General features: G+C 67.7%; 15 protein-coding genes. 14 read left to right on the forward strand and 1 reads right to left on the reverse strand.

The window, feature by feature from the left end; translation table 11 throughout:
• Positions 1-4 precede the first annotated feature (4 nt).
• Complete coding sequence (locus ACLJO0_RS25480) at positions 5-3,100, reverse strand: family 43 glycosylhydrolase (protein WP_410580892.1); 3,096 nt, start codon at positions 3,098-3,100, stop codon at positions 5-7.
• A 672-nt stretch (positions 3,101-3,772) separates the two neighbouring features.
• Here ACLJO0_RS25480 and ACLJO0_RS25485 point away from each other — a divergent pair.
• From ACLJO0_RS25485 to ACLJO0_RS25550, 14 genes are all read left to right on the forward strand, one after another.
• Complete coding sequence (locus tag ACLJO0_RS25485) at positions 3,773-4,813, forward strand: LacI family DNA-binding transcriptional regulator (RefSeq protein ID WP_125795503.1); 1,041 nt, start codon at positions 3,773-3,775, stop codon at positions 4,811-4,813.
• Positions 4,814-4,891: 78 nt separating this feature from the next.
• Positions 4,892-5,857, forward strand: a complete 966-nt coding sequence (locus tag ACLJO0_RS25490) for an ABC transporter substrate-binding protein (RefSeq protein WP_199749089.1) — start codon at positions 4,892-4,894, stop codon at positions 5,855-5,857.
• A 57-nt stretch (positions 5,858-5,914) separates the two neighbouring features.
• A complete protein-coding gene (locus tag ACLJO0_RS25495) occupies positions 5,915-7,417 on the forward strand; it encodes a sugar ABC transporter ATP-binding protein (protein ID WP_410581250.1) in 1,503 nt (500 codons plus the stop codon).
• Positions 7,414-8,451: an ABC transporter permease gene (locus ACLJO0_RS25500; RefSeq protein ID WP_410580893.1), complete on the forward strand. Its 1,038-nt coding sequence runs from the start codon at positions 7,414-7,416 to the stop codon at positions 8,449-8,451. Before ACLJO0_RS25495 ends, ACLJO0_RS25500 begins: the two co-directional genes overlap by 4 nt.
• Entirely contained in the window at positions 8,448-9,431 is a 984-nt protein-coding gene (yjfF, locus tag ACLJO0_RS25505) for a galactofuranose ABC transporter, permease protein YjfF (protein WP_410580894.1), read from the forward strand. The genes ACLJO0_RS25500 and yjfF overlap by 4 nt, the downstream gene beginning before the upstream one ends.
• A 172-nt stretch (positions 9,432-9,603) precedes the next feature.
• Positions 9,604-11,277, forward strand: coding sequence for a ribulokinase (araB, locus tag ACLJO0_RS25510; protein ID WP_410580896.1), 1,674 nt, complete (start codon positions 9,604-9,606; stop codon positions 11,275-11,277).
• Complete coding sequence (locus ACLJO0_RS25515; protein WP_410580897.1) at positions 11,274-11,960, forward strand: L-ribulose-5-phosphate 4-epimerase; 687 nt, start codon at positions 11,274-11,276, stop codon at positions 11,958-11,960. Before araB ends, ACLJO0_RS25515 begins: the two co-directional genes overlap by 4 nt.
• Positions 11,957-13,462 carry an L-arabinose isomerase gene (araA, locus tag ACLJO0_RS25520; protein ID WP_410580899.1) on the forward strand — a complete coding sequence of 502 codons (1,506 nt, stop codon included), beginning with the start codon at positions 11,957-11,959 and terminating at the stop codon, positions 13,460-13,462. The genes ACLJO0_RS25515 and araA overlap by 4 nt, the downstream gene beginning before the upstream one ends.
• 26 nt (positions 13,463-13,488) lie before the next feature.
• Positions 13,489-14,616, forward strand: a complete 1,128-nt coding sequence (gene chvE, locus ACLJO0_RS25525) for a multiple monosaccharide ABC transporter substrate-binding protein (protein WP_410580901.1) — start codon at positions 13,489-13,491, stop codon at positions 14,614-14,616.
• Positions 14,617-14,620: 4 nt separating this feature from the next.
• Positions 14,621-16,144, forward strand: coding sequence for a multiple monosaccharide ABC transporter ATP-binding protein (gene mmsA, locus ACLJO0_RS25530; protein ID WP_410580903.1), 1,524 nt, complete (start codon positions 14,621-14,623; stop codon positions 16,142-16,144).
• A gap of 3 nt (positions 16,145-16,147) precedes the next feature.
• Positions 16,148-17,395: a multiple monosaccharide ABC transporter permease gene (gene mmsB, locus ACLJO0_RS25535; protein ID WP_199749091.1), complete on the forward strand. Its 1,248-nt coding sequence runs from the start codon at positions 16,148-16,150 to the stop codon at positions 17,393-17,395.
• 122 nt (positions 17,396-17,517) lie between these two features.
• A complete protein-coding gene (locus tag ACLJO0_RS25540) occupies positions 17,518-20,052 on the forward strand; it encodes an alpha-L-arabinofuranosidase C-terminal domain-containing protein (protein ID WP_410580905.1) in 2,535 nt (844 codons plus the stop codon).
• Positions 20,053-20,054: 2 nt separating this feature from the next.
• Positions 20,055-21,512: a family 43 glycosylhydrolase gene (locus ACLJO0_RS25545; RefSeq protein WP_410580907.1), complete on the forward strand. Its 1,458-nt coding sequence runs from the start codon at positions 20,055-20,057 to the stop codon at positions 21,510-21,512.
• A gap of 22 nt (positions 21,513-21,534) precedes the next feature.
• Positions 21,535-25,284, forward strand: coding sequence for a glycoside hydrolase family 2 TIM barrel-domain containing protein (locus ACLJO0_RS25550; RefSeq protein WP_410580909.1), 3,750 nt, complete (start codon positions 21,535-21,537; stop codon positions 25,282-25,284).
• The last annotated feature ends 53 nt before the right edge of the window (positions 25,285-25,337 follow it).

Raw genomic sequence — 25,337 nt, forward strand, 5'->3', positions numbered from 1 at the left:
CGCGTCATACCGGGGCGATACCTTCGAGCGTCGGCACGACCGGGGCGATCCTGCCGTCGCGGGTGAAGGTCAGCTTGTCGATGGTGGTTTCCCGATGCGTGCCGTCCCCGCCGGGGATGGCGAAGCGGTGATAGGCGATGTACCACTCGTCCTTGCCCGGCACCCGCACCATCGACGAGTGCCCGGTGCCCTTGATGCCCAGCTTCGTGTCCTTGGCGAGGATCAGCCCGCGGTCGGTGAACGGGCCGGTGGGGCTGCTCGCGGTGGCGTAGGCGACGCGGTAGTCCTCGCTGCGGGTGTCGTCGATCGACCAGCTCAGGTAGTAGGTGCCGTTCCGCTCCACCATGAAGAGCCCTTCGCGGAAGCCGCCGAGCCCCGTGATCCGCTGGACCTTGGCGGGGTCGAAGGAGACCATGTCGTCGTTCAAGGGCACGACGTACGCTTCCCCGTTGCCCCAGTAGAGGTACGGCTTCCCCGAGCGATCGATGAAGACGGCCGGGTCGATCGCCTGCCCGCCGCCGGGGTTCTTAGCGATCAGGGGCTTGCCGGAGTCGACGAAAGGACCGGTGGGTGAGTCGCCGACCGCGACACCGATCTTGGCTTCGGCGCAGAAGTAGAAGTAGTACTTGCCGTTCCGTTCGGCCGTCGTCGGCGCCCACGCGTTCTTGTCCGCCCAGCTGACGCCGGGGCCGAGGTCGAGCGCGACTCCGTGGTCCGTCCAGTCGACGAGGTTCTTCGACGACCATGTCGAGAAGGTCGTGCCGCCCCAGCCGGGGAAGCCGTCCGTGGTGGGATACAAGTAGTACGTGTCACCGATCGCGATGATGTTCGGGTCCGCGTTCAACCCTGGCAACACCGGTGTCCGGAGCTCGCGGGCTTCGACCGTCCAGACCCGGGCCTGCCCGCCCGGTGCGACGACGGCGTACTTCTTGGGGCGGCGAAGGTCGACCGGATGTCCGTCGCCGGGTTTGAGAGTCGCGCCGGGGGCGAGGTCGAACTTCGGATTGAGCGCACGCAGGTCGGTGCCGGGACGGACGGGGAGCACGACCGTGCCCGCGCCCGCGTCGATGACGGCCGGTGCCTTGAGGGCATCGAGGGTGACCGAGCGGATCAGCGTGCTGTTCGACGGCAGCCCGGCGACCTCGGCGCCGGAGAGCGCGCGGTTGTAGAGCCGGACGTCCTTCATCTTGCCCTTGAACGTCTTGTCGGCCGAGTAGACGGACCGGCCGAGGTAATTGGCCGCGGTGACCCCGCCGCCGAGGTCGGCCGGTCTGATGGTGACCTTGTCCTCGCGTGCCACCTCGACCCCGTCCAGATACAGAACGGCACTACCGCCGCCGACGGTGAGCGTGACGTTCTTCCACACCCCGCGGGGGAGGCCGCCGGCCGAGGCGGCTCCCTGTTCGGTGGTCCAGTCGCCGGTCGCGATCGCGCCCCGGAATCCGCCCGTCTCGGTCCCGCCGGTACCGAAGAGATAGCCGTCTCCGGCGCCCGAGGGCCCGGTATTGCCGAAACCGTAGAGGAAATACGGCGTCTGCTGGCCGGGGTCGACGAGGACGTCGGCGGACACGGTGGCCGCGGGCGCGCCGTTCAGCAGGTTGTTCGGCAATTGCACGTGACCGTCGGCCCCGCCGAACTCCAGCGCTCCGCCCGCCCACTTCACGTCACCGGCCAGTGCGCCGTCGTAGCCGTGGCCGGAGCGGTCGGTGGCGGTCGAGCCGGTCTTGCCGTCGAGGGGCCAGTGCGCCACCAGGCCGTTCTTGTCCGCTTTGGCAGGCGCGGGCGCGGCGGTCAGCCGGTCGAGTTCGGCCTGGGTGACCGGCAGGACGGTGCCGTGCCGGGGAGACGCGGGCAGCTTCGCCCCGGGCGACATGGTCCACTTCCCGGACGCGAGATCGGTCGTCTCGAACGGAACGTAGCCGCGGCCGCCGTACTCGTCGATGAACAGGTACCACTTGTTCTCGGTGTTGGACTTGAACCCGGTGGGGCCCTCGCCGCGGGACAACCCCGGATCGCCCTTGCCGATGCACTCGGCGACGAAGTCGTAGGACGGGTCGAGCAGATCGGCCGACTTCTCCGCGGTGATGTACTTGCTGCACGGCGACGACGAGGTGGGATCGCGTTCGTCCTTGGTGAACCGGTAGTAGGTGCCCTTGTCCTGGATGACCGTCGAGTCGATCACGGAGTAACCCGGGTCGATCCACACCTTCGGCTTGCTGAAGCTGACGAAGTCGCGTGTCGTGGCGTAGAGCATCCGGTTGTAGCTGGTGCCGGTGTGTGCCGGATCGTTCTCGGCGTACAGCTTCGAAGCCCAGTAGACGACGTAGGTTCCGCGCTTCGCGTCCCAGAACGCTTCCGGCGCCCAGGTGTTGCCCGCGGTCGGCGGTGACACCTCGACACTGCGCTGCCGGGACCAGGTGACCAGATCGGTGGACTCCCAGACCATGATCGAGCGGCTGCCCGTACGCTGCGCGGCGTCCCAGCCCCGGCCGTCGTGGATCTTGAGGTCGGTCGCGAGCAGATAGAACTTGTCGCCGTCGGGGGAGCGGAGGATGAACGGATCGCGGACGCCGAGTTCGCCGAGGCTGGACCGGAGCACCGGCCTACCGTTGTTGAGCTCGGTCCAGTTCAGCGGATCGTTGCCCTTGCTGGCCGCGGTGTAGATCTGTTCGCCGTCCGGGGTGCCTTCGCCGGTGAAATAGAAGAAGCTGTAGCCGGCGAGGGCTTGCTGCGCCGGTTTCGGGGGAACCGTGGCGGTGAACCGCCGGGTCGCCGTGTCCCGTCCGCTCGTGACGGCCGCCGTGAGCGTGACCCTTTTCGTGGGCCGGCCGTCGGGTGGGCGAGTGACCTCTCCGGTCGGGGTGATGACGCCGGGATCCGAGGACTGCCAACGGATCGTGGTGCCGCCGGGCCCGGTGTCCGGAAGGGTGAGGTTCCCGCGGACGTCGTCGAGACCGGGGACGGACAGGGTGTCCGCCGTGTCGCGTGCGCTGTTCGGGTCCACTGTGGACGCCGCTGTGGCTGGCACGGTGGCTGTCGTCGTGAGCAGGGCGAGTGAAGTGAGAAGGACGCCGATTCGGCGTGGACGCAAGGGGATCATCGTTGAGTGCTCCCTTGACGGGGAATGTTAACGTTAACATTGCGTTTTGCACGCTGACCGTAGAACGACGGGCTCCGCGCGGTCAAGGGAGCGGGGGTACGTTCGGTGCGCCCAATGGAGACGAGCTGTCGCGAAAGCCCTGTAATTCATCTGCCGCTGAAACCGGTGCCGTCCCTGGCTGCACGGGCGATCCAGCCGACGAAGGCCTGCCGGGCGATGCTGTGGGCGGGCCGGGTGGACTTGCCCGGAGGCGATAGCAAAGGTCCTTTGCTCTCTTGCGCGGTGACGTGTGGATTTCGGGTCATCCAACGCGCCAAAATCCACACTGTCAGCGACGGCCCTGATAGCGAGTGAGCGGTGTGTGGATATAGGGACACTCAACGTCCCTATATCCACACACCCCTTCCCGTGACACCAAAGGTCCCCCGCTTCCTTTCCGCAGGTCAGCACACCAGGCGATACTCACAGGACAGCGCCTAGGCAGGTCTCGCGCCGGAACAGTGATGGAGGTGAGAGGCCGGTCGACCACATCGCACGACACCTGACTTTCGGCTCAAGCGACCAGGCGCCCGTGACCCGACTGTGACTCGGCGAGACCTTGACCCTGTTCGTGTTATCGCTAACACTTGCGGCACTCGTCACCCGGCGAGGAGCGGCGACAGGAGACAGGCGATGGCACGCGAAAGCAGCGAGGGCGGCAACGCGGCCGTTTCCTCCGTGGGCAAGCAGGCCAGCCTCACCGATGTCGCCGCACTCGCGGGTGTTTCGCATATGACGGTCTCGCGGGTCATCAACGGCACCGGGCCGGTGCGCGCCGAGACGCGCGTCCGGGTCAACGCCGCCATCGAGCAACTCGACTACCGGCCGAACTCGGTCGCCCGCGCGCTGGTCACCGGCCGGTCGGGCACGCTCGGCGTGGTCGCGTTGGAGGCCAACCTCTACGGCCCGGCCAGCACGCTGAGCGGAATCGAGCACGCCGCTCGCGAGGCTGGTTACGCGACGACCATAACCAGCATCAGTCGTCCCGGCCGGTCGTCCATCACCGATGCGGTGGAGCGGCTGCGGCGCCAGGCGGTCGAAGGCATCGTCGTGATCGCCCCGCACGTCACCGCCGGGCGCGCGCTGGAGGCCGCGCCCAGTGACGTCCCGCTCGTCGCGGTCGGCGGTGGGAAGGAAGCGCCGGTGCCGGTGATCTCGGTGGACCAGTACGACGGCGCCCGCCGGGCGACCGAGCATCTGCTGGGCCTCGGGCACGAGACGGTCTGGCATGTGGCCGGGCCCGAAGACTGGCTGGAGGCGCTCGATCGCGAGCGCGGCTGGCGGGAAACCCTGCAGCGGCACGGCGCGCGGATCCCGCCGGTGGTGCGGGGTGACTGGAGCGCGCGGTCCGGGTACGCGGCGGGGCGGTCCCTCGTCGGCGAAAAGGGACTGAACGCGGTTTTCGTGGCCAACGACCAGATGGCCCTCGGCTTTCTTCGCGCCTGCACCGAGGCCGGCGTGAACGTGCCGGGGGAGATGCGCATCGTCGGTTTCGACGACGTGCCCGAGGCGGCGTACTACACGCCGCCGCTGACGACGGTGCGCCAGGACTTCGTCGAAGTCGGCAGGCGCACGTTCGACCTTCTTCGCCGCCGGATGAACGGTGGCGAAGAACAAGCCCGTGACCTGGTGGTTCCCGAGTTGATCGTGCGGGAGAGCACCGGAATTTCGTGAAGCCGGAGCTGCCCTGCTGGGCTTTCCGGTGGAGTGTTAACGCTAACTCAATTGATCAGTGCGGATCTAGGAGTAGATGTGGCGAGAAAATCGTGGACGGCGATAGTGGCGGCCGGACTGTTCGCGCTCACCGCGTGCGGTGGCGGTGGCGGAGCGGGCGGCGGTGGGGCCATCACCCTCGGTTTCGCGCAGGTCGGCGCGGAAAGCGGCTGGCGGACAGCGAACACCAAGTCGATCCAGGACTCCGCGAAGACGGCCGGGATCGAGCTGAAGTTCTCCGACGCGCAACAGAAGCAGGAGAACCAGATCGCCGCGATCCGGTCCTACATCCAGCAGAAGGTCAAGGTGATCGCCTTCTCGCCGGTCGTGGAGTCCGGCTGGGACACCGTGCTCAAGGAGGCGAAGACGGCGAACATCCCGGTGATCCTGACCGACCGGGCCGTCGACTCGCCGGACAAGACGCTGTACAAGACCTTCCTCGGCTCGGACTTCGTCGCCGAGGGCAAGAAGGCCGGCGAGTGGCTGGCCAAGGAATTCGGCTCCGCGGCGGGCGACGTCAGCATCGTGGAACTGCAGGGCACCACCGGTTCCGCCCCGGCGAACGACCGCAAGAAGGGCTTCGCCGACGTCATCGCGTCGAATCCGAAGTTCAAGGTCGTCGCGTCGCAGACCGGTGAGTTCACCAGGGCCAAGGGCAAGGAGGTCATGGAGGCCTTCCTGAAGTCCCAGCCCAAGATCGACGTGCTGTACGCGCACAACGACGACATGGCCCTCGGCGCCATCGAAGCGATCGAGGCCGCCGGGAAGGTACCCGGCAAGGACATCAAGATCGTCTCGGTCGACGGCGTCCGCGACGCACTCCAGGCACTGGCCGACGGCAAGATCAACCACGTCGTCGAATGCAACCCCCTGCTCGGCCCGCAGCTGATGGATCTGGTGAAGAAGGTCGCCGCCGGTGAGCAGGTGCCCCCGCGCATCGAGACCACCGAGACCGAATTCGACCAGGCTGCCGCGAAGGCCGCGCTGCCGCAACGCCAGTACTGAGCCCGATCCCGCGTCCCCCCCCCGAGAACAAGGTCAGCGATGACAGAACCCCCTGCGATGCTGCGGATGAGCCACATCCGGAAGGAATTCCCCGGCGTGGTCGCCCTCGACGACGTCTCCTTCCGGATGTTCCCCGGCGAAGTGCACGCCCTGATGGGTGAGAACGGCGCCGGCAAGTCCACCCTGATCAAGGTGCTCACCGGCGTTCACGGGGTGGACGCGGGCACGATCGAACTCGACGGCTCAACGGTCGCGTTCAGCGGTCCCGGAGAGGCGCAGCGCTCCGGCGTGAGCACCGTCTACCAGGAAGTGAACCTCTGCCCGAACCTGTCGGTGGCGGAGAACATCTGCCTCGGCAAGGAGCCGCGACGGCGCGGCCGCATCGACTGGCGCGAGATGCGCCGCCGGGCGGCCGCGCTGCTGGCCAGGCTGGACGTCGAAGTGGACGTTTCGGCGGAACTGGGCGGCTGTTCCATCGCGGTGCAGCAACTGGTCGCGATCGCCAGGGCGCTCGACGTCGACGCGCGTGTGCTCGTCCTCGACGAACCGACGTCCAGTTTGGACGCCGGCGAGGTCGAGCAGCTGCTGAACGTGGTGCGGTCGTTGCGGGAGCAGGGGATGGCGATCCTGTTCGTCTCCCATTTCATCGAGCAGGTCTTCGCCGTCGCGGACCGGATGACGGTGCTGCGCAACGGGAAGCTGATCGGGGAGTACCGCACCGAGGAGATCACCCCGGTCGACCTGGTGACCAGGATGATCGGCAAGGAACTCGAGGCCCTCGAAGACATCGAGGACGCGGGGCACAGCCGGTCCGACCTCGCCGGGGCGCCGGTGTTCCTCGAAGCGGAGGACGTCGGCCGCAAGGGCGGTGTCGCGCCGTTCTCGCTCGACATCCGGGCGGGCGAGGTCGTCGGCCTGGCCGGGCTGCTCGGTTCCGGTCGCACCGAACTGGCCAGACTGCTGTTCGGCGCCGATCACGCGGACGGCGGTTCGGTGCGGATCAACGGTGAGCCGGTGTCGCTGAAGAGTCCGCGGACCGGTCTCGACCACCGCATCGCGTTCTGTTCGGAGAACCGCAAGACCGAAGGCCTCGTCGAGGAACTCACCGTGCGCGAGAACATCGTGCTCGCGTTGCAGGCCTCGCGGGGCTGGGCGCGGCCGATCCCGCGGCGGCGGCAGGACGAGATCGCCGAGCGCTACATCGAGATGCTCGACATCCGGCCTGCCAACGCGGAGGCGAAGGTCGGTGACCTGAGCGGCGGCAACCAGCAGAAGGTGCTGCTCGCGAGGTGGCTCATCACCGAACCCCGGCTGCTGATCCTCGACGAGCCGACGCGCGGGATCGACATCGGCGCCAAGACGGAGATCCAGCGGCTGGTCGCCCGGCTCTCGAGCGAGGGGATGGCCGTCGTGTTCATCTCCGCGGAACTCGAAGAGGTGCTGCGGTTGAGCCACCGGGTCCTCGTGCTGCGCGACCGCGCGGTGGTCGCCGTACTGGACAACGAATCGCTGACCGCGGACCGCGTCATGGCGACGATGGCCGAAGGAGTCGCACGATGACCAAGCATCGCTTGTTCTGGCCTGTCGCCGCGCTGCTGGCGCTGCTGCTCGGCGACCTCATCGCCCATCCGGCGTTCTTCGCGATCGAACTCCGCGACGGGCACCTTTACGGGAACCTGATCGACATCCTCAAGAACGGGGCCCCGCTGATCCTCATCGCGATCGGCATGACCCTGGTGGTGGCGACGCGGGGGATCGACCTCTCCGTCGGCGCGGTCGTCGCGATCAGCGGCGCGCTCGCCTGCCTGCACATCAGCGGGCTCGGCGACCAGAACAGTCTCGGCGGGACGCTGGCCGCGGTCGGGATGGCGCTGGGGCTGGCCCTCGCGCTCGGGGTGTGGAACGGCTGGCTCGTGGCGGTGCTGGGCATCCAGCCGATCATCGCGACGCTGATCCTGATGGTCGCGGGCCGCGGTATCGCCCAGCTGATCACCGGCGGCCAGATCATCACCGTCAATTCGCATCCCTACGAATGGATCGGCAGCGGGTTCACCTTCGGCCTGCCCAGCGCGATCCTCATCGCGCTGGCCGTGTTCGCCATCGCCGCGGTGCTGGTCCGCCGGTCGGCGCTGGGGCTGCTGGTCGAAGCGGTGGGCGGCAACCCGGATGCGGGCAGGCTCGCCGGGCTCCGGTCGTCCCGGCTGATCTGGCTCACCTACGTCTTCTGCGCGCTCTGCGCCGGCATCGCCGGGCTGATGATCAGCGCGAACGTGCACAGCGCAGACGGCAACAACGCCGGGCAGTTCATCGAACTGGACGCGATCCTCGCCGTCGTCATCGGCGGGACACTGCTGACCGGCGGCCGGTTCTCGCTCACCGGTTCGGTGATCGGCGCGCTGCTCATCCAGACCTTGACGACGACCGTGTACGCGCTCGGCATCGCGCCGCAGGCGATCATGCTTTTCAAGGCCGTGGTCGTGCTGGCGGTCTGCCTGCTGCAGTCGCCGGTGTTCCGCAAGAAGCTCGGCAGGCGGCGGAAAGCGGCGCCGCCGCCTGCCGCCGTCCTGCCGGAGAAGGTGGAGGCCGGGGTATGACGACACTCGACCGCATCAAGGGCTACAGGCCGAGGCAACGACATCTGCCGATCCTCGCGACGATGGCGATGCTCATCGGCGCGTACATCTACGGAGCGTCGAGCTACCCGGCGTTCGGCTCCGGACAGGTCGTGCTCGACCTGTTCATCAACAACGCCTTCCTGCTGGTCGTCGCCGTCGGGATGACGTTCGTGATCCTCACCGGCGGGATCGACCTGTCGGTGGGTTCGGTCGTGGCGCTGTCCACTGTGGTCTCCGCAGACCTCCTGCAGAACCAGGGCTGGCCGGTGCTCGCGGTGATCCCCGCGGTGCTCGCGATCGGCGCGGCGCTGGGCTTCGGGATGGGCGTGCTGATCCAGGTCTTCGAGATCCAGCCGTTCATCGCGACCTTGATCGGGATGTTCTTCGCTAGGGGGCTCTGCTACACGATCAGCACCCAGGCGTACTCGATCGACGACCCGACGGTCGCGAGCCTCGCGCAGACGCAGATCCCGCTCGGTGCGGATCTGCACCTCTCGATCGGCGTGGTCGTCGCGCTTGTCGTGGTCGCTGTCGCCGCGTATGTCCTTTACGGAACGCGGTTCGGCCGGACGGTGTACGCGATCGGCGGGAATCCGAAGTCTGCGCTGCTGATGGGCCTCAACGTCGGCCGGACGCGGATCTCGGTCTACACGCTCAGCGGGTTCTGCTCGGCGCTCGGCGGCTTGCTCCTGGTGCTGTACAAGTCTTCCGGCGATCCGCTCAACGGCGTCGGGCTGGAACTGACCGCGATCGCGGCCGTCGTCATCGGCGGCACGTTGCTCACCGGCGGCTCCGGCTACGTCCTCGGGACGGTGCTCGGGATCATGGTGCTGGGCATCATCCAGACCCTGATCACCTTCGACGGCACGCTGAACTCCTGGTGGACCTCGATCATCACCGGTGCGCTGCTGTTCGCCTTCATCGTCCTGCAACGCCTCGTCGGCAGACGAGCGACGTGACTCGCGTGATCAAAGGCGTAACTCGCGTGATTGGAGCCGTAACACGCGTGAAGCCACGTGATCCGGCCGCAGACACGTGAGTTACGGCCTCAAACACGCGAGTTACGGCTTCAAGCACGCGTGAACCGGGTTTTCGACCAGAAATGTGAACGCTAACAGTGCGGGAGAAGAAGTGAGTACAGGGGAGCCGCTGGTCGTCGGCGTCGACTTCGGGACGCTGTCCGGCCGGGCCGTCGTGGTCCGGGTCCGCGACGGCGCGGAACTGGGCAGCGCGGTTTCGGAGTACCGGAACGGCGTGATCGACCGGATCCTGCCGCGGACCGGGCACGGTCTGCCGCCGGACTGGGCGCTGCAGGTGCCGTCGGACTACGTCGACGTGCTCCGCATCGCGGTGCCGGAAGCCATCCGCGCCGCCGGCGCGGATCCCGCCGACGTGATCGGCATCGGCACCGACTTCACCGCTTGCACGATGGTGCCGACCACGGCCGACGGCACGCCGCTGTGCGAACTGCCCGAGTTCGACGGGAATCCGCACGCCTACGTGAAGCTGTGGCGGCACCATTCCGCGCAGCCGCAGGCGGACCGGATCAACGCGCTGGCGCGAAAGCGCGGCGAATCTTGGCTCCCGCGCTATGGCGGGCTGATCTCCTCGGAGTGGGAGTTCGCCAAGGCGCTGGAGGTCTTCGAAGAAGCGCCCGAGGTCTACGACCGGATGCGGCACTGGGTCGAACTCGCCGACTGGATCGTCTGGCAGCTCACCGGGACCTACGTGCGCAACGCGTGCACCGCCGGGTACAAGGGCATCCTCCAGGACGGCCGCTACCCGAGCGCCGAGTTCCTGGAGGAGCTCGCGCCCGGGTTCGGGTCCTTTGTGGACGACAAGGTCGTGCATCCGCTGGGCGCTCTCGGCGCCAAGGCGGGAAGCCTGAGCGCCCAGGCGGCGGAATGGACCGGCCTGCCGGAGGGCATCGCGGTCGCCGTCGGCAACGTCGACGCGCATGTCACCGCGCCCGCCGTCCAGGCGGTGGAGCCGGGGCAGATGGTCGCGATCATGGGCACCTCGACCTGTCACGTGATGAACGGCGCCGAACTGCGCGAGGTGCCGGGGATGTGCGGCGTCGTCGACGGCGGGATCGTTTCCGGGCAGTGGGGTTACGAGGCAGGCCAGAGCGGGGTCGGTGACATCTTCGCGTGGTTCGTCGAGCACGGCGTCCCGGCGTCCTATGTGGACGACGCGCGGGAGGCGGGGATCTCCGTCCACGAACTGCTCACCCGGCTCGCCGCGGCGCAGGAGATCGGCGAGCACGGACTCGTCGCGCTCGACTGGCACAGCGGGAACCGGTCGGTGCTGGTCGACCACGAACTGTCCGGCGTCGTCGTCGGGCAGACGCTCGCGACCCGCGCCGAGGACACCTACCGCGCGCTGCTGGAAGCGACCGCATTCGGCACCAGGACGATCATCGAGACGTTCGACCGCGCCGGGGTGCCGGTCACCGAACTGATCGTCGCCGGCGGCCTGGTCAAGAACCCGCTGCTGATGCAGATCTACGCCGACGTCACGAATCTGCCGCTTTCGGTGGCCGGTTCGGCGCAGAGTCCCGCGCTGGGCTCGGCGATCCACGCCGCCGTCGCCGCCGGAGCGCATCCGGACGTTCCTGCCGCGGCGCTCGCGATGGGCTCGGTCCTTCGCGCGGTCCACCGCCCGATCGCCGAGAACGTGAAGGCCTACGACGACCTCTACGCCGAGTACGCCGCGCTGCACGACTACTTCGGCCGCGGGACCAACGACGTCATGCACCGGCTCGCCGCCCGCCGCCGTGCCGCCAGGAAAGGACAGCACCGATGAGCCTCGCCGTGGAGATCACGGACACCTTCGAAGAACTGCGGGACACCGTCGCCCGGTTGCACAGTGAGCTGACCCGCTACGAGCTGGTCATCTGGACCGCGGGCAACGTGTCGGCGCGCGTCCCCGGGCACGACCTGATGGTGATCAAACCGTCCGGGGTGTCCTACGGCGACCTGACCGCCGACACGATGGTCGTCACCGACCTGTACGGCGAAGTCGTCCACGGCGACCTGGCGCCCTCTTCGGACACGGCCGCGCACGCCTACGTCTACCGGCACATGCCCGAGCTCGGCGGAGTCGTTCACACGCATTCGACGTACGCCACCGCATGGGCGGCGCGCGGGGAGCCGATCCCGTGCGTGCTCACGATGATCGCCGACGAGTTCGGCGGGGAGATCCCGGTCGGGCCGTTCGCGCTGATCGGTGACGACTCGATCGGCCGGGGCATCGTCGAGACGCTGCGGTCCAGCCGCTCGCCCGCGGTCCTGATGCGCAACCACGGCCCGTTCACCGTCGGCCGCACCGCAAGGGACGCGGTCAAGGCCGCGGTGATGGTCGAGGACGTCGCGAAGACCGTCCACATCGCGTCCGCGCTGGGAACGCCGGAGCCACTGTCCGAACAGGACGTGGACCGGCTCTACGCGCGCTACCAGAACGTCTACGGCCAGCAGGGAGAGAAGTGAGCACACAGCGGAAGACCGAGGTCTGGTTCCTCACCGGGAGCCAGGCGCTCTACGGCGAGGAAACCCTCGAACAGGTCGCGGGCCAGTCGTTGCAGATCCAGCGGATGCTGGCCGACACCGGCCGGATCTCGGCCGGGATCGTCGCGAAGCCGGTGCTGACCGAGCCGTCGGCGATCCGGCGCGTGATGCTCGAGGCGAACGCGGACGACGCCTGCGTCGGCGTGATCGCGTGGATGCACACGTTCTCGCCGGCGAAAATGTGGATCGCCGGTCTCGACGCGCTGCGGAAACCCTTGCTGCATCTGCACACCCAGCTCAACGAGGCACTGCCGTGGCAGTCCATCGACATGGACTTCATGAACCTGAACCAGGCCGCGCACGGCGACCGCGAGTTCGGCTACATCCAGACCCGGCTCGGTGTGCCGCGCAAGACCATCGCCGGGCACGCGGCGGATCCGTCGGTCGCCGACCGGATCGACGCCTGGATCCGGGCGTCGGTCGGCCGCCAGACGATCGGCTCGCTCAAACTCGCCCGGTTCGGTGACAACATGCGCGACGTCGCGGTCACCGACGGGGACAAGGTCGAGGCGGAGCTGAAGTTCGGCGTCTCGGTGAACACCTACGGCGTCAACGAACTCGTCGCGCTGGTCGACGCGGTGCCCGACGCCGAGGTCGACACGCTCGTCGAGGAGTACGCCGACTCGTACGCACTCGCTCCGGAGCTGACCAAGGCGGGCGAGCGGCACGAGTCGCTGCGCTACGCCGCCCGGATCGAGCAGGGGCTTCGCACGTTCCTGACGAACGGCGGTTTCGGCGCGTTCACCACGAACTTCGAGGATCTCGGTGGCCTGCGGCAGCTCCCGGGTCTGGCGGTGCAGCGCCTGATGGCCGACGGCTACGGCTTCGGCGGCGAGGGGGACTGGAAGACGTCCGCGCTGCTGACCGCGGTGAAGGCGATGGGCCGCGACTCCGAGCGCGGGACGTCGTTCATGGAGGACTACACCTACCACTTCGGTCCCGGTGAACCGAAGATCCTCGGCGCGCACATGCTCGAGGTCTGCCCGAGCATCGCCGCCGACAAGCCCTCGTGCGAGATCCACCCGCTCGGTATCGGCGGCCGCGAGGATCCCGTCCGGCTGGTGTTCGACGCCGCCGCCGGTGACGCCGTCGTGATCGGCCTCGCCGACCTCGGCGACCGGTTCCGCCTGGTGGCCAACGAAGTCGAGGTCGTCGTGCCGGACGAGCCGCTGCCGAATCTGCCGGTGGCGCGCGCGGTCTGGAAGCCGGCACCGTCGCTGGCGACGTCCGCCGAGGCCTGGATCACCGCGGGCGGGCCGCACCACACGGTGCTCACGCAGGCCGTCGGCGCCGAATCGATCCGGGATTTCGCCACCATGCTCGACGTCGAGCTGCTGGTGATCGACCAGGCGACGACACCCGCTTCGATCGCCGACCGGATGCGCTGGAACCAGGCCTATTACCGGCTCGCACAAGGATTCTGATCGGTCCCCACCGGAGAGAAGGAACAATGAAGTTCACGAAACTGGCCACACTGGCCGTGGCGGTCGGCGTCGGTGCCGCGCTCACGGCCTGCGGTTCGAGTGAGAAATCCGTCGATCAGCAGGCGGCCGCGACCGGTGCCGCGGGCGGTCTCGTCGGCGTCACCATGCCGACCAAATCGTCGGAGCGCTGGATCCACGACGGCGACAACATCAAAGCGGCGCTGGAAAAGCTGGGCTACCAGGTCGACCTGCAGTACGCCGAGGACGACATCCCCACCCAGGTGAACCAGATCGAGAACCAGATCACCAAGGGCGCGAAGCTGCTCGTGATCGCCTCGATCGACGGCACCGCGATCACCACTCAGCTGCAGGAGGCCGCGGACAAGAAGATCCCGGTCATCGCCTACGACCGGCTGATCCGCAACACCCCGAACGTCGACTACTACGCGACCTTCGACAACTTCAAGGTCGGTGTGCAGCAGGCGACGTCGCTGCTCACCGGGCTCAAGGTGCTCAAGGAGGACGGTTCGCCCGGCGAGGGCAAGGGACCGTTCAACGTCGAACTCTTCGCCGGTTCGCCGGACGACAACAACGCGACGTTCTTCTTCAACGGTGCCATGTCGGTGCTGAAGCCGTACCTCGACAACGGGACGTTGGTCGTCAAGAGCGGCCAGACCGCGTTCAACGTCGCGGCGATCCTGCGCTGGCAGGCGGCGACCGCGCAGCGGCGCATGGAAGACCTGCTGACCAAGACCTACAGCTCCGGCGACAAGGTGCAGGGCGTGCTTTCGCCATACGACGGGCTCTCCATCGGCATCCTGTCGGCACTGAAGAGTAACGGCTACGGCACCCCGGGCCAGCCGTATCCCGTGGTCACCGGCCAGGACGCCGAGGTCGCGTCGGTGAAGTCGATCATCGCCGGTGAGCAGTACTCGACGATCTTCAAGGACACCCGCAAACTCGCCGAGACCACGGTCAAGATGGCCGACGCGGTGCTCAAGGGCGGCAAGGCCGAGACCAACAACACCACCGACTACAACAACGGCCAGAAGGTCGTCCCGGCGTTCCTGCTGGAGTCGGTGATCCTCAACAAGGGGAACTACCAGAAGGAACTCATCGACTCGGGCTACTACAAAGCGGAACAGCTGAGGTAGCGACGTGACCGACGAAATCCTTCGGATGCGGGGGATCACCAAGACCTTCCCCGGCGTCAAGGCGCTGCAGGACGTCAACCTGTCGGTGCGCAGGGGAGAGATCCACGCGATCTGCGGCGAGAACGGCGCGGGCAAGTCCACGCTGATGAAGGTGCTCTCGGGCGTCTACGCGCACGGCTCGTACGACGGCGAGATCGTCTTCGACGGCGAGCCGTGCGCGTTCTCCGCGATCCGCGACAGCGAACGCCGCGGCATCGTGATCATCCACCAGGAACTCGCGCTGTGCCAGCAACTATCCATCGCGGAGAACATCTTCCTCGGCAACGAGAAGGCGCGTGGCGGGCTGATCGACTGGAACCGGACCAACCAGCAGGCCGGCGAACTGCTGCGGCGTGTCGGCCTGCGGGAGAACCCGGTGACGCCGGTGCTCGACATCGGTGTCGGCAAACAGCAGCTGGTCGAGATCGCCAAAGCACTGTCCAAAGAGGTCAAACTGCTGATCCTGGACGAGCCGACGGCGGCGCTGAACGACGACGATTCGGCGCATCTGCTCGAACTGCTGCGCGGCCTGCGCGAGGACGGCGTCACCTGCGTCCTGATCTCGCACAAGCTCAACGAGATCGCCGCGATCGCCGACTCGATCACCATCCTGCGCGACGGCAGGACGATCGAGACGCTGGACGCGGCCGCGGTCACCGAGGACCGGATCATCGCCGGGATGGTCGGCCGGAAACTGGAGAACCGGTTCCCGCCGAGGGAACCGCGGATCGGCGGCGAGGTCCTCCGGATCGAGGACTGGACCGTGCACAGTCCGACGCAGCACGGCCGGATCGTCGTGGACGGCGCGAGCCTGACGTTGCGGCGCGGCGAGATCGTCGGGCTGGCCGGACTGATGGGCGCCGGACGGACCGAACTCGCGATGAGCGTGTTCGGCCGCTCGTACGGCAAGGACATCTCCGGACGGCTGGTCAAGGACGGCAAGGAGATCGAGGTGCGCACGGTCGGCGACGCCGTCGCCAACGGGATCGCGTACGCCACCGAGGACCGCAAACGCTACGGGCTCAACCTCATCGAGGACATCCAGCGCAACATCTCCGGCGCCGCGCTGGGCAAACTCGCCCGGCGTGGCTGGGTGGACGAGAACGAAGAACACCGTGTCGCCGAAGAGTTCCGCAAGAGCATGAACATCAAGGCCCCGGACGTGCGCAGCGTGACCGGCACGCTCTCCGGCGGCAACCAGCAGAAGGTCGTGCTGTCCAAATGGATCCTCACCGATCCGGACGTGCTGATCCTCGACGAGCCCACCCGCGGCATCGACGTCGGCGCGAAGTACGAGATCTACACGATCATCAACCGGCTCGCCGACGAGGGGAAGGCCGTCCTGGTCATCTCGTCCGAGCTGCCGGAGCTGCTCGGTCTTTGCGACCGGATCTACACGTTGTCGGCCGGCCGGATCACCGGCGAGGTCGGCCGGGCCGAGGCCACCCAAGAGGTCCTCATGCGGGCGATGACCAGGGAACAGGAGTAAGACATGAGCACCGCCTCCGCTGACACCGCCACCGGTGTCCCGGAACAGCAGGGAGCCGCGCCGGCCAGGGCACCGCGCCGGATCTCGTTCAACCCGCGCGAGAGCGGCATCTACGTCGCGTTCGCGCTGATCGTCGTGTTGTTCTCGATCCTCACCGGCGGCGCGCTGCTGGAACCGCAGAACATCTCGAACCTGATCGTGCAGAACTCGTACGTGCTGATCCTCGCGATCGGCATGATCCTGATCATCATCGCCGGGCACATCGACCTGTCGGTCGGTTCCGTGGTGGCGCTGACCGGCGCGATCTCGGCCGTGCTGATGGTGAACATGGGCATGGCGTGGCCGCTCGCGCTGCTCATCACGCTGGCGGTCGGCGCGGTGATCGGGGCGTGGCAAGGGTATTGGGTCGCTTACTTCGGCATCCCGGCGTTCATCGTGACGCTGGCCGGGATGCTGATCTTCCGCGCCCTCACCCTGACCGTGCTCGGAAACCAGGGGATCGGGCCGTTCCCGGACGAGGTGCGGACGCTGGCGAACGGGTTCACCGGCGGCTATCTCGGCAACATCGGGCTCGGCCCGCTCGGCGGCGCCGACGTGGTCAGCCTGCTGGTGGGTGTCCTGGCCATCGGCGGCGCGGTCGTCTCCCGATGGCGCAAGCGCACGGCCCGGCTGAACTACCTGCAAGAGGTGGATCCGCTGCCGATGTTCCTGCTGAAGATCGCCGCGGCGGCCGCCGTCGTGCTGTTCGTGGTGGTGCAGCTGGCGCGGTACAAGAACCTGCCGTGGGTGCTGATCCTGCTGTCGGTGCTGGTGATCGGGTATTCGCTGGTAACGACGCGGGCCGTGTTCGGCCGCCACATCTACGCCATCGGCGGGAACCTCCAGGCCGCGACACTGTCCGGCGTGAAGGTCAAGGCCGTGACCTTCTGGATCTTCGTCAACATGGGCGTGCTCTCCGCGCTCGCCGGGATCATCGTGGCCGGACGGCTCAACCAGGCCGGGCCGACCGCGGGCAACATGTTCGAACTCGACGCGATCGCCGCGGCGTTCATCGGCGGCGCCGCGGTGCAGGGCGGCGTCGGCAAGGTGGTCGGCGCGATCACCGGCGGCCTGATCATGGGCGTGATCAACAACGGCATGTCCCTCATCGGCGCGCCGACCGAGAGCGTGAACCTGGTCAAGGGATTCGTGCTGCTTGCCGCCGTCGCCTACGACATCTGGACCAAACGGCGGGCCCGTACCGCCGCCTGAAGGGGACCTTCCCCTCATCTCACGCGGTGAAGGGCGCTTTCCTCGCATCACATGCGGGGAAAGCGCCCTTCAGCCCCCACCGCCGCTCCCGGTTTTCTCGCAACGTCGCGAAAGGAAGTGCTGTGCGCAGCAAGTCCATCCGGATAAGTGTGCTGTCCCTGACCATCGCCGCCGGTGTCCTCGTGCCCGTTCAGACCGCTTCGGGCCAGACACCGACGACCGACTACAGCCTCGCCGTGGAAGCGGCGGGACGTGGTGCCACGATCGACCGTTCGATGTACGGCGTCTTCTTCGAGGACATCAACCGCGCGGCGGACGGCGGGCTGTACGCCGAACTCGTGCAGAACCGGTCCTTCGAGTACGACAAGGCCGACAACGCTTCGTACACGCCGTTGACGTCGTGGGCACCCACGGCGATCAACGGGGGAACCGGCACGGCGACGGTGGCCGACGACGACCGGCGGCTCAACGAACGGAACCGCCGTTATCTCAAGCTCGACCTCGCCCGTGGCGAGTACGGCGTCGCGAATTCCGGCTACAACTCGGGGATCCGGGTCGAGGCGGGCAAGCAATACGACTTCTCGGTGTTCGCCCGGACCGATCGGGCGGCGGGGACGCCGCTCACGGTGGCCGTCACCGATCCGGCGGGCAAGGCGCTCGCCGATCCGCTGCGGGTCCAGGTCCGCGGCGACGGCTGGGTGCGCTACACCGGCACCGTCCGGGCGCGGGAGTCGAGTGCGCTGGGCAGGCTGGCGCTGACCGCGTCCGGCGGTGGGACCCTGCGGCTGGACATGGTGTCGCTGTTCCCGCGCGACACGTACAAGAACCGGGCAGGCGGCTTGCGGGCCGACCTCGCGGAGAAGATCGCCGCGCTGAAGCCCGGTTTCGTGCGGTTCCCCGGCGGCTGCCTCGTCAACACGGGCAGCCACCAGGGCTACGAGGCGCCGAACTGGGAACGGAAGCGGTCGTACCAGTGGAAGGACACCATCGGCCCGGTCGAGCAGCGGGCCACGAACGCGAACTTCTGGGGCTACAACCAGTCCTACGGCATCGGCTACTACGAATACTTCCAGTTCTCCGAGGACATCGGCGCGATGCCGCTGCCGGTGGTGCCGGCGCTGGTCACCGGCTGCGGGCAGAACAAGGCGACCGACGACCCGGCGTTGCTGCGGCGGCACATCCAGGACACCCTCGACCTGATCGAGTTCGCCAACGGCCCGGTCACCTCGGCCTGGGGTAAGAAACGGGCCGAGATGGGGCATCCGGCGCCGTTCAACCTGACGCACGTCGGCGTCGGCAACGAGGAGAACCTGCCCGACGAGTACTTCGCCCGCTTCACCGAGTTCCGCAAGGCGATCGCGGCGAAATACCCGGGGATCACGGTGATCGGCAATTCGGGGCCGGACGACACCGGCGCGACGTTCGACCGGCTGTGGGACCTGAACCGGAACGCGAAGGTCTCCATGGTCGACGAGCATTACTACAACGGTCCGCAGTGGTTCCTCCAGAACAACCAGCGCTACGACACCTACGACCGCAACGGCCCCAAGGTCTTCCTCGGTGAGTACGCGTCGTTGGACAACAAGTTCGGTAACGCCCTGGCCGAGGCGGCGTACATGACCGGGCTGGAGCGGAACGCCGACGTCGTCAAGCTCGCGTCGTACGCGCCGCTGCTGGCGAACACCGACTACGTGCAGTGGAAACCGGACATGATCTGGTTCGACAACCAGCGCTCGTGGGGTTCGGCCAGTTACGAGACGCAGAAGCTGTTCATGACCAACGTCGGCGACCACGTGGTCCCGAGCAAGGCCTCCGCCACGCCTGCCACCGTCGCGCCGATCTCGGGCGCGATCGGGCTGTCGACCTGGGCCACGAGCGCGGCCTACGACGACGTCAAGATCACGTCGGCCGACGGTGCGCAGCTGTTCTCGGACGACTTCTCCGGCGACGACTCACGCTGGTCGAAGGTGGCCGGACGGGGCTCCTGGGCGGTGTCGAACGGGGCCTACGTCCAGTCGGACCAGGCCGCGGAGAACACCCTCGTGACCACGGGCGATCCGTCCTGGAGCAACTACGACTTCTCCGTGAAGGCGACCAAGACGGGCGGCAAAGAAGGCTTCCTGGTCGCGTTCGGGGTCAAGGACACCGGCAACAACTACTGGTGGAACCTCGGCGGCTGGAACAACACCGTCTCCGCCGTCGAGAAGACCGAAGGCGGCGGCAAACAGACCCTGCTCCAGAACGACACCAAGATCGAGACCGGCAGGCAGTACGACCTGCGGGTCGAGGTCCGCGGCCGTCAGGTGACGCTGTTCCTCGACGGGCAGAAGTGGGGTGCGTTCACCGACGACAAGATCGCCGAACCGTTCCGCCAGGTCGTCACCCGCGACGTCAAGACCGGCGAACTCGTGGTCAAGGTCGTCAACGCCCAGACCTCGGCCGCCCGCACCCGGGTCGATCTCGGCACCCGCGTCCAGCCGGGTTCGACCGCCCGTGTGACGACGTTGCAGGGCTCACCGGACGACGTCAACACCGCTTTCGCCACGCCGATCGCGCCGCGTGAGTCGCGGTTCTCCGGCGTGTCGAACAGCTTCACCTACACCTTCCCACCGAACTCCGTGACTTTCCTGCGGTTCCCGGCCCGAGTGAGGGGATGACCATGACGATCGACCGTCGTGACCTGTTCAGAGCGGGCGGCGGCTTGCTGGCCGCCACCGCCGTCGGCAGCCTGGCGCAGGGGACAGCCCAGGCCGCCGAGGCCGCTCCCGCGTCGTTGACCACCCGGAATCCGCTGGTCGAACAGCGGGCCGACCCGTTCATCACCCGGCCGGTGAACGGGATGTACTACCTGACCGGTTCCGTGCCGGAGTACGACCGCATCGTCGTGCGCGGCGCCGCCACGATCGACGGCCTTGCCACCGCCAGGGAGACGACGATCTGGCGACGGCCGTCGTCCGGGAAGATGGGCGGCCACATCTGGGCGCCGGAACTGCACCGGATCGACGGGCGCTGGTACGTCTACTTCGCCGCGGGCGACTCGGACGACGTGTTCCGCATCCGGACGTACGTGCTGGAGTCCACTTCGGACGATCCTCGAGCGGGCACGTGGGTGCTACGGGGGCAGATGGTGACCAAGTGGGACACCTTCACGCTCGACTCGACGACGTTCGAGCATCGCGGGAAACGGTACTTCGCCTGGGCCCAGAGCGAACCCGGGATCGCGACCAACAGCAACGTGTACCTCGCCGAGATGGCCTCGCCGCTGGCGATCAAGGGTGATCCCGTCCGGCTCGCGGTGCCCACACTGCCGTGGGAGATCCAGGGATTCAAGGTCAACGAGGGGCCGGCGGTGCTCATCCGCAACGGGCGGGTGTTCATGACCTACTCGGCGAGCGCCACCGACGCCCGCTACTGCATGGGGCTGCTCACCGCCGACGAACGTTCGGACCTGCTCGACCCGCGGTCCTGGACGAAGTCGCCGCAGCCGGTGTTCACCACGAACGAGGCGACCCGGCAGTACGGACCGGGGCACAACTCGTTCACCGTCGCCGAGGACGGGTCCGACGTGCTCGTCTACCACGCCCGCGACTACCGCGACATCACCGGCGACCCGCTGTACGACCCGAACCGGCACACGAGAGTCCAGCGGCTGTACTGGAACGATGACGGGACGCCGAGTTTCGGGGTCCCGGTCGGCAAAGGCGGGCCTTGTGTCCGACTGTCCCCTTTGGATGATCCCGCGCTGTACGTGCGGCACTACGAGTACCGGCTGACGGCGGATGGCAACGTCCGTGAGCTCGCCGACTCGCAGTTCCGGATCGTCGCGGGGTTCCGCGGAGCGGGAACCGTCGCACTGCAATCGGTGAACTTCCCGGACCGCTACGTCCGGGTGGTCGACGCCTCGACCGTACGGATCGATCCGTACGACGAGAGCGACGCCTATGGCCGGGCGGCGAGTTTCACCCAGGTGCCGGGCCTTGCGGACCGGCTGGCGGTGTCGTTCCGCCTGCCGGGTGAATCCGCCACCTATTTGGCCCACGACAAGGGAAGGATCTTGGTCTTCCGTCCCGGTACCGCGGTGCGGGATCGTCAACGGGTCAGCTTCCGGCTCAGCTGAACTCCCTGGGAGGTTGAACGCAGTGCTGCGAACACGCCCCATCGTCCTGGTCCTGGCGATGCTCGCCGGGACCCTCGTCGTGGCCGGCTCATCGGCCGCGGCCGGCGGACCACCCGCCGATGTCCAGTCCTACCTCGACGATCCACGGAAGGTCGCCGAAGGTCAGGAGCCACCGCACGCCTACCTGCGTCCCTACGCGGACGTCTCCGCCGCGGCTCGCCGCGATGAACGCAGTCCCTACACACAGTCGCTCGACGGCAAGTGGCGGATCGCGATGGCCGACAACCCGTCGCAGGTCCCGGCGGGATTCCATGAGGACGGTTACGACGCGTCGCGCTGGCGCGAGGTGTCCGTCCCGCACACATGGCAGACGGACGGTCTGGACCACCCGATCTTCCGCAACATCGCCACCGAGATCCAGCCCGACGATCCGCCGCGCGTCCCGCGTGACGTCAACCCGACCGGCGCCTACGTCCGCGACTTCACCCTGCCCGCGGACTGGACGGAACGCGAGACGTTCCTGCGCTTCGAGGGGGTCACCTCGGCGTACTTCGTCTGGGTCAACGGGACGTACATCGGCTACGACCAGGGCGGCTACACACCGGCGGAGTTCGACATCTCCTCCGCGCTCCGCCCGGGACCGAACCGCATCGCCGTGCAGGTGCACCGCTGGAGCGCCGGCGCCTATCTGGAGGACGTCGACCAGTGGCGGTACTCGGGCATCTTCCGCTCGGTGACCCTGCATTCGGCGCCGGGGACGTTCATCCAGGACGTGGGACTGACGACCGACCTCGACGTGACCTACACCGACGCCACCCTCAAGGCCGCGGTCGAGGTCGCCACCAAACCCGGCGGGACCACGGGCAAGCACCGTGTCGGGCTGAGCCTGCGCGACGCCGCGGGCAAGGAGGCCGCGTCCGCGAGCGGCGAGGTCGACGCCGGTGGCAAGACCACGCTGAACCTGCCCGTCCGTAACCCCGCGAAGTGGACCGACGAGACGCCGAACCTGTACACGGCCGTCCTCACGCTGACCGCGCCCGACGGCCGCGTCACGCACATCACGAGCGAGACGGTCGGGTTCCGCGAGATCGAGATCCGCGACAAGCAGTTGCTGGTCAACGGGAAACGGGTGCTGTTCAAGGGCGTCAACCGGGCGGAGAGCGATCCGGATCACGGCAGGCACGTGCCCCGGCGCGCGCAGGAACGCGACGTCGCGCTGATGAAGCAACTCAACGTCAACGCGGTCCGCACCTCGCATTACCCGTCGGACCCCTACTTCTACGAACTGGCCGACCGGCACGGGCTCTGGGTCGACGACGAGATCGACATCGAGACCCACAACCACGAGAACTGCGCTCAATACTGCCAGGCGAACGACCCGGCCTGGCGGGACGCGTTCTTCGACCGCATGATCGGCATGGTCGAACGGGACAAGAACCATCCGAGCGTCTTCCTGTGGGACACCGGTAACGAGGCAGGCCTCGGCGCGCATCACTTCGCGCTGGCGGAATGGCTGGACGCGAACGAACCGACCCGGCCGATCTACCACCAGTCGAACAACCCGGACGGCGACGCGCCGTTCGCCGACGTGTGGGGGCCGCGCTATCCGTCCCCGGAGAAGTTCGCCGAGCAGGCGAAGAACACCACCAAACCGCTGATCTTCGGCGAGTACGCCCACGCGATGGGCAACAGCCTCGGGAACTTCCGGGAGTTCTGGGACACGATCCGGGCGAACCCGCAGACACAGGGCGGGTTCATCTGGGACTGGGCGGAACAGAACATCCGGCAGCGGATCCGGACGACGCCCGATTCGTCGGGCAACGACATCTCGGCGCATCTCAGCGGCAAACCGGACCTGGTCGACGGCCATCGCGGCAAGGCGCTGGCGCTGTCCGGACTGGACGATTTCGTCGAGGTCTACCGTGATCGCAAACTCGATATCACCGGGAAGGCGCTGACCCTGGACGCCTGGGTGAAACCGGGCAAATGGACCGGTGACTTCCGCATCCTCGGCAAGGGTGACCACCAGTACGCGCTCAAGATGAAGACACAGGACACGCTGGAGTTCTTCATCCACAGTGGAACGTGGCAGGCGGTGCAGGCCAAGGTGCCCGCCGACTTCTACGGCAACTGGCACCGGGTGAGCGGCACCTACGACGGCATGGCCCTGCGGCTCTATCTCGACGGCAAGGAGGTCGGCAGCAAACCGTTCACCGGCGCGATCGACTCGTCTTCGGCGGAGGTCAACATCGGCCGCGACTTCGAGACGTCGTGGAACGACCCGTCGAACATCGGCTGGATGGGACGCGGCGCCGTCGACGATGTCCGCATCTACGACAAGCCGCTGTCCGCCGCGGAGTTGACCGGTGCCACACCGGCCGCCGGTGCGGTGCTGGCACTCGACTTCGACAGCGTCAAGGACCAGGGCAGTCACCTGTCCTATGGCTCCAGTCTGTCCGGTGTGGACGGTCTGATCGACTCGGATCGTTCGGCACAGCCGGAGACCGCGCAGATGGCGTGGGCACACCAGCCGCTCCGGTTCGCCTACTCGGGTGGTTCGTTGTCGGTGACCAACGAGCGGCAGTTCAAGGGCACCGACGAGCTGAACCTGCGGTGGCGGATCCAGGAAGGCTCACGGATCGTCGCCCGCGGCGAGCAGCCGTTGCGGGTCGGCGCGGGGGCGGCCGGGCGGGTCACCGTTCCGGTGCCGCCGAATCCCGCGGACCGCGAGCGGTTCCTCACCGTCGAGGCGGTGACGACCCAGGGCGAGCCCATGCTCGCGCGGGGACACGTCCTGGCGCACGACCAGTTCTCCCTGGGCGGTGAACGGATTCCGGGCTTGGACCGGACGCCGCTCGACGGGAAGGCCGTCGGAGTCGTCGAGGACGCGGGTTCGGTGACGGCGTCGGCGGCGGGGGTCACGTACCAGGTGGACAAGGCGAGCGGTGCGCTGACGTCTATCCGGCACCAGGGCAAGGAACTGCTGACCGCCGGGCCGAAACTCGACGCGTGGCGGGCACCCATCAGCAACGAGACCTTCGCCTGGGGCAGGGCCGAGGGCGAGGACTGGCGCAAGGCAGGCCTGGACCGCTTGAAGACCACGGTCACGGGAGTGCGGGTCGAGAAGGACGGCTCGCGAAGTGTGCGGGTGATCGTCGACAGCCGGGTCGCGGCGCCGGACGTCGCCGGGGCGTGGTTCGACCAGACGATGACCTACGCCGTCGACCGGACCGGCACCCTGAGCCTCGGCAACCGGGTGGTGCCGCAGGGGAGCGTGCGCACCCTGCCGTACCTGCCCCGGGTCGGCGTCTCACTGGCGGTGCCTGACCGATACGACCGGTTCGTCTGGTATGGGCGAAAAGCCGAGAGTTACGTCGACCGTCGGGACGGGACGCCGATCGGCGTGCAGTCGAGCACGGTGGACCAGCAGTATGTCGAGTACCACCGGCCGCAGGACCACGGCAACCACACCGACAGCCGATGGGCGCTGCTCACCGACGGCCGGACCGGTGGCCTGCTGGTCGGGGGAGCGAACGACGTCAGCGTGACACCGTTCGACGACCTCGACCGAGCGGCGTACCCGTTCCAGTTGCAGCGCAACAAGGGCTGGTTCACGCTGCACGCGAGCCACGCGGTGACCGGCGTCGGGGACACGCCCAATCCGGTGCGGGAACGCAGTCAGGTCCAGCCGGACAGCACGTACGAGTACACGCTGTCGCTTCGGCCGTTGACCCCGCAGGAAGCGCGGGCGGGGCTGCCGACCGGCGGCTGACCTTCGGACGTCGCGAAAGCCGCTTTCACCTCATCAGGTGTAGTGGCTTTCGC

Origin of the sequence: Amycolatopsis sp. lyj-108, from assembly GCF_046549005.1 — a bacterium.
Lineage (GTDB): Bacteria > Actinomycetota > Actinomycetes > Mycobacteriales > Pseudonocardiaceae > Amycolatopsis.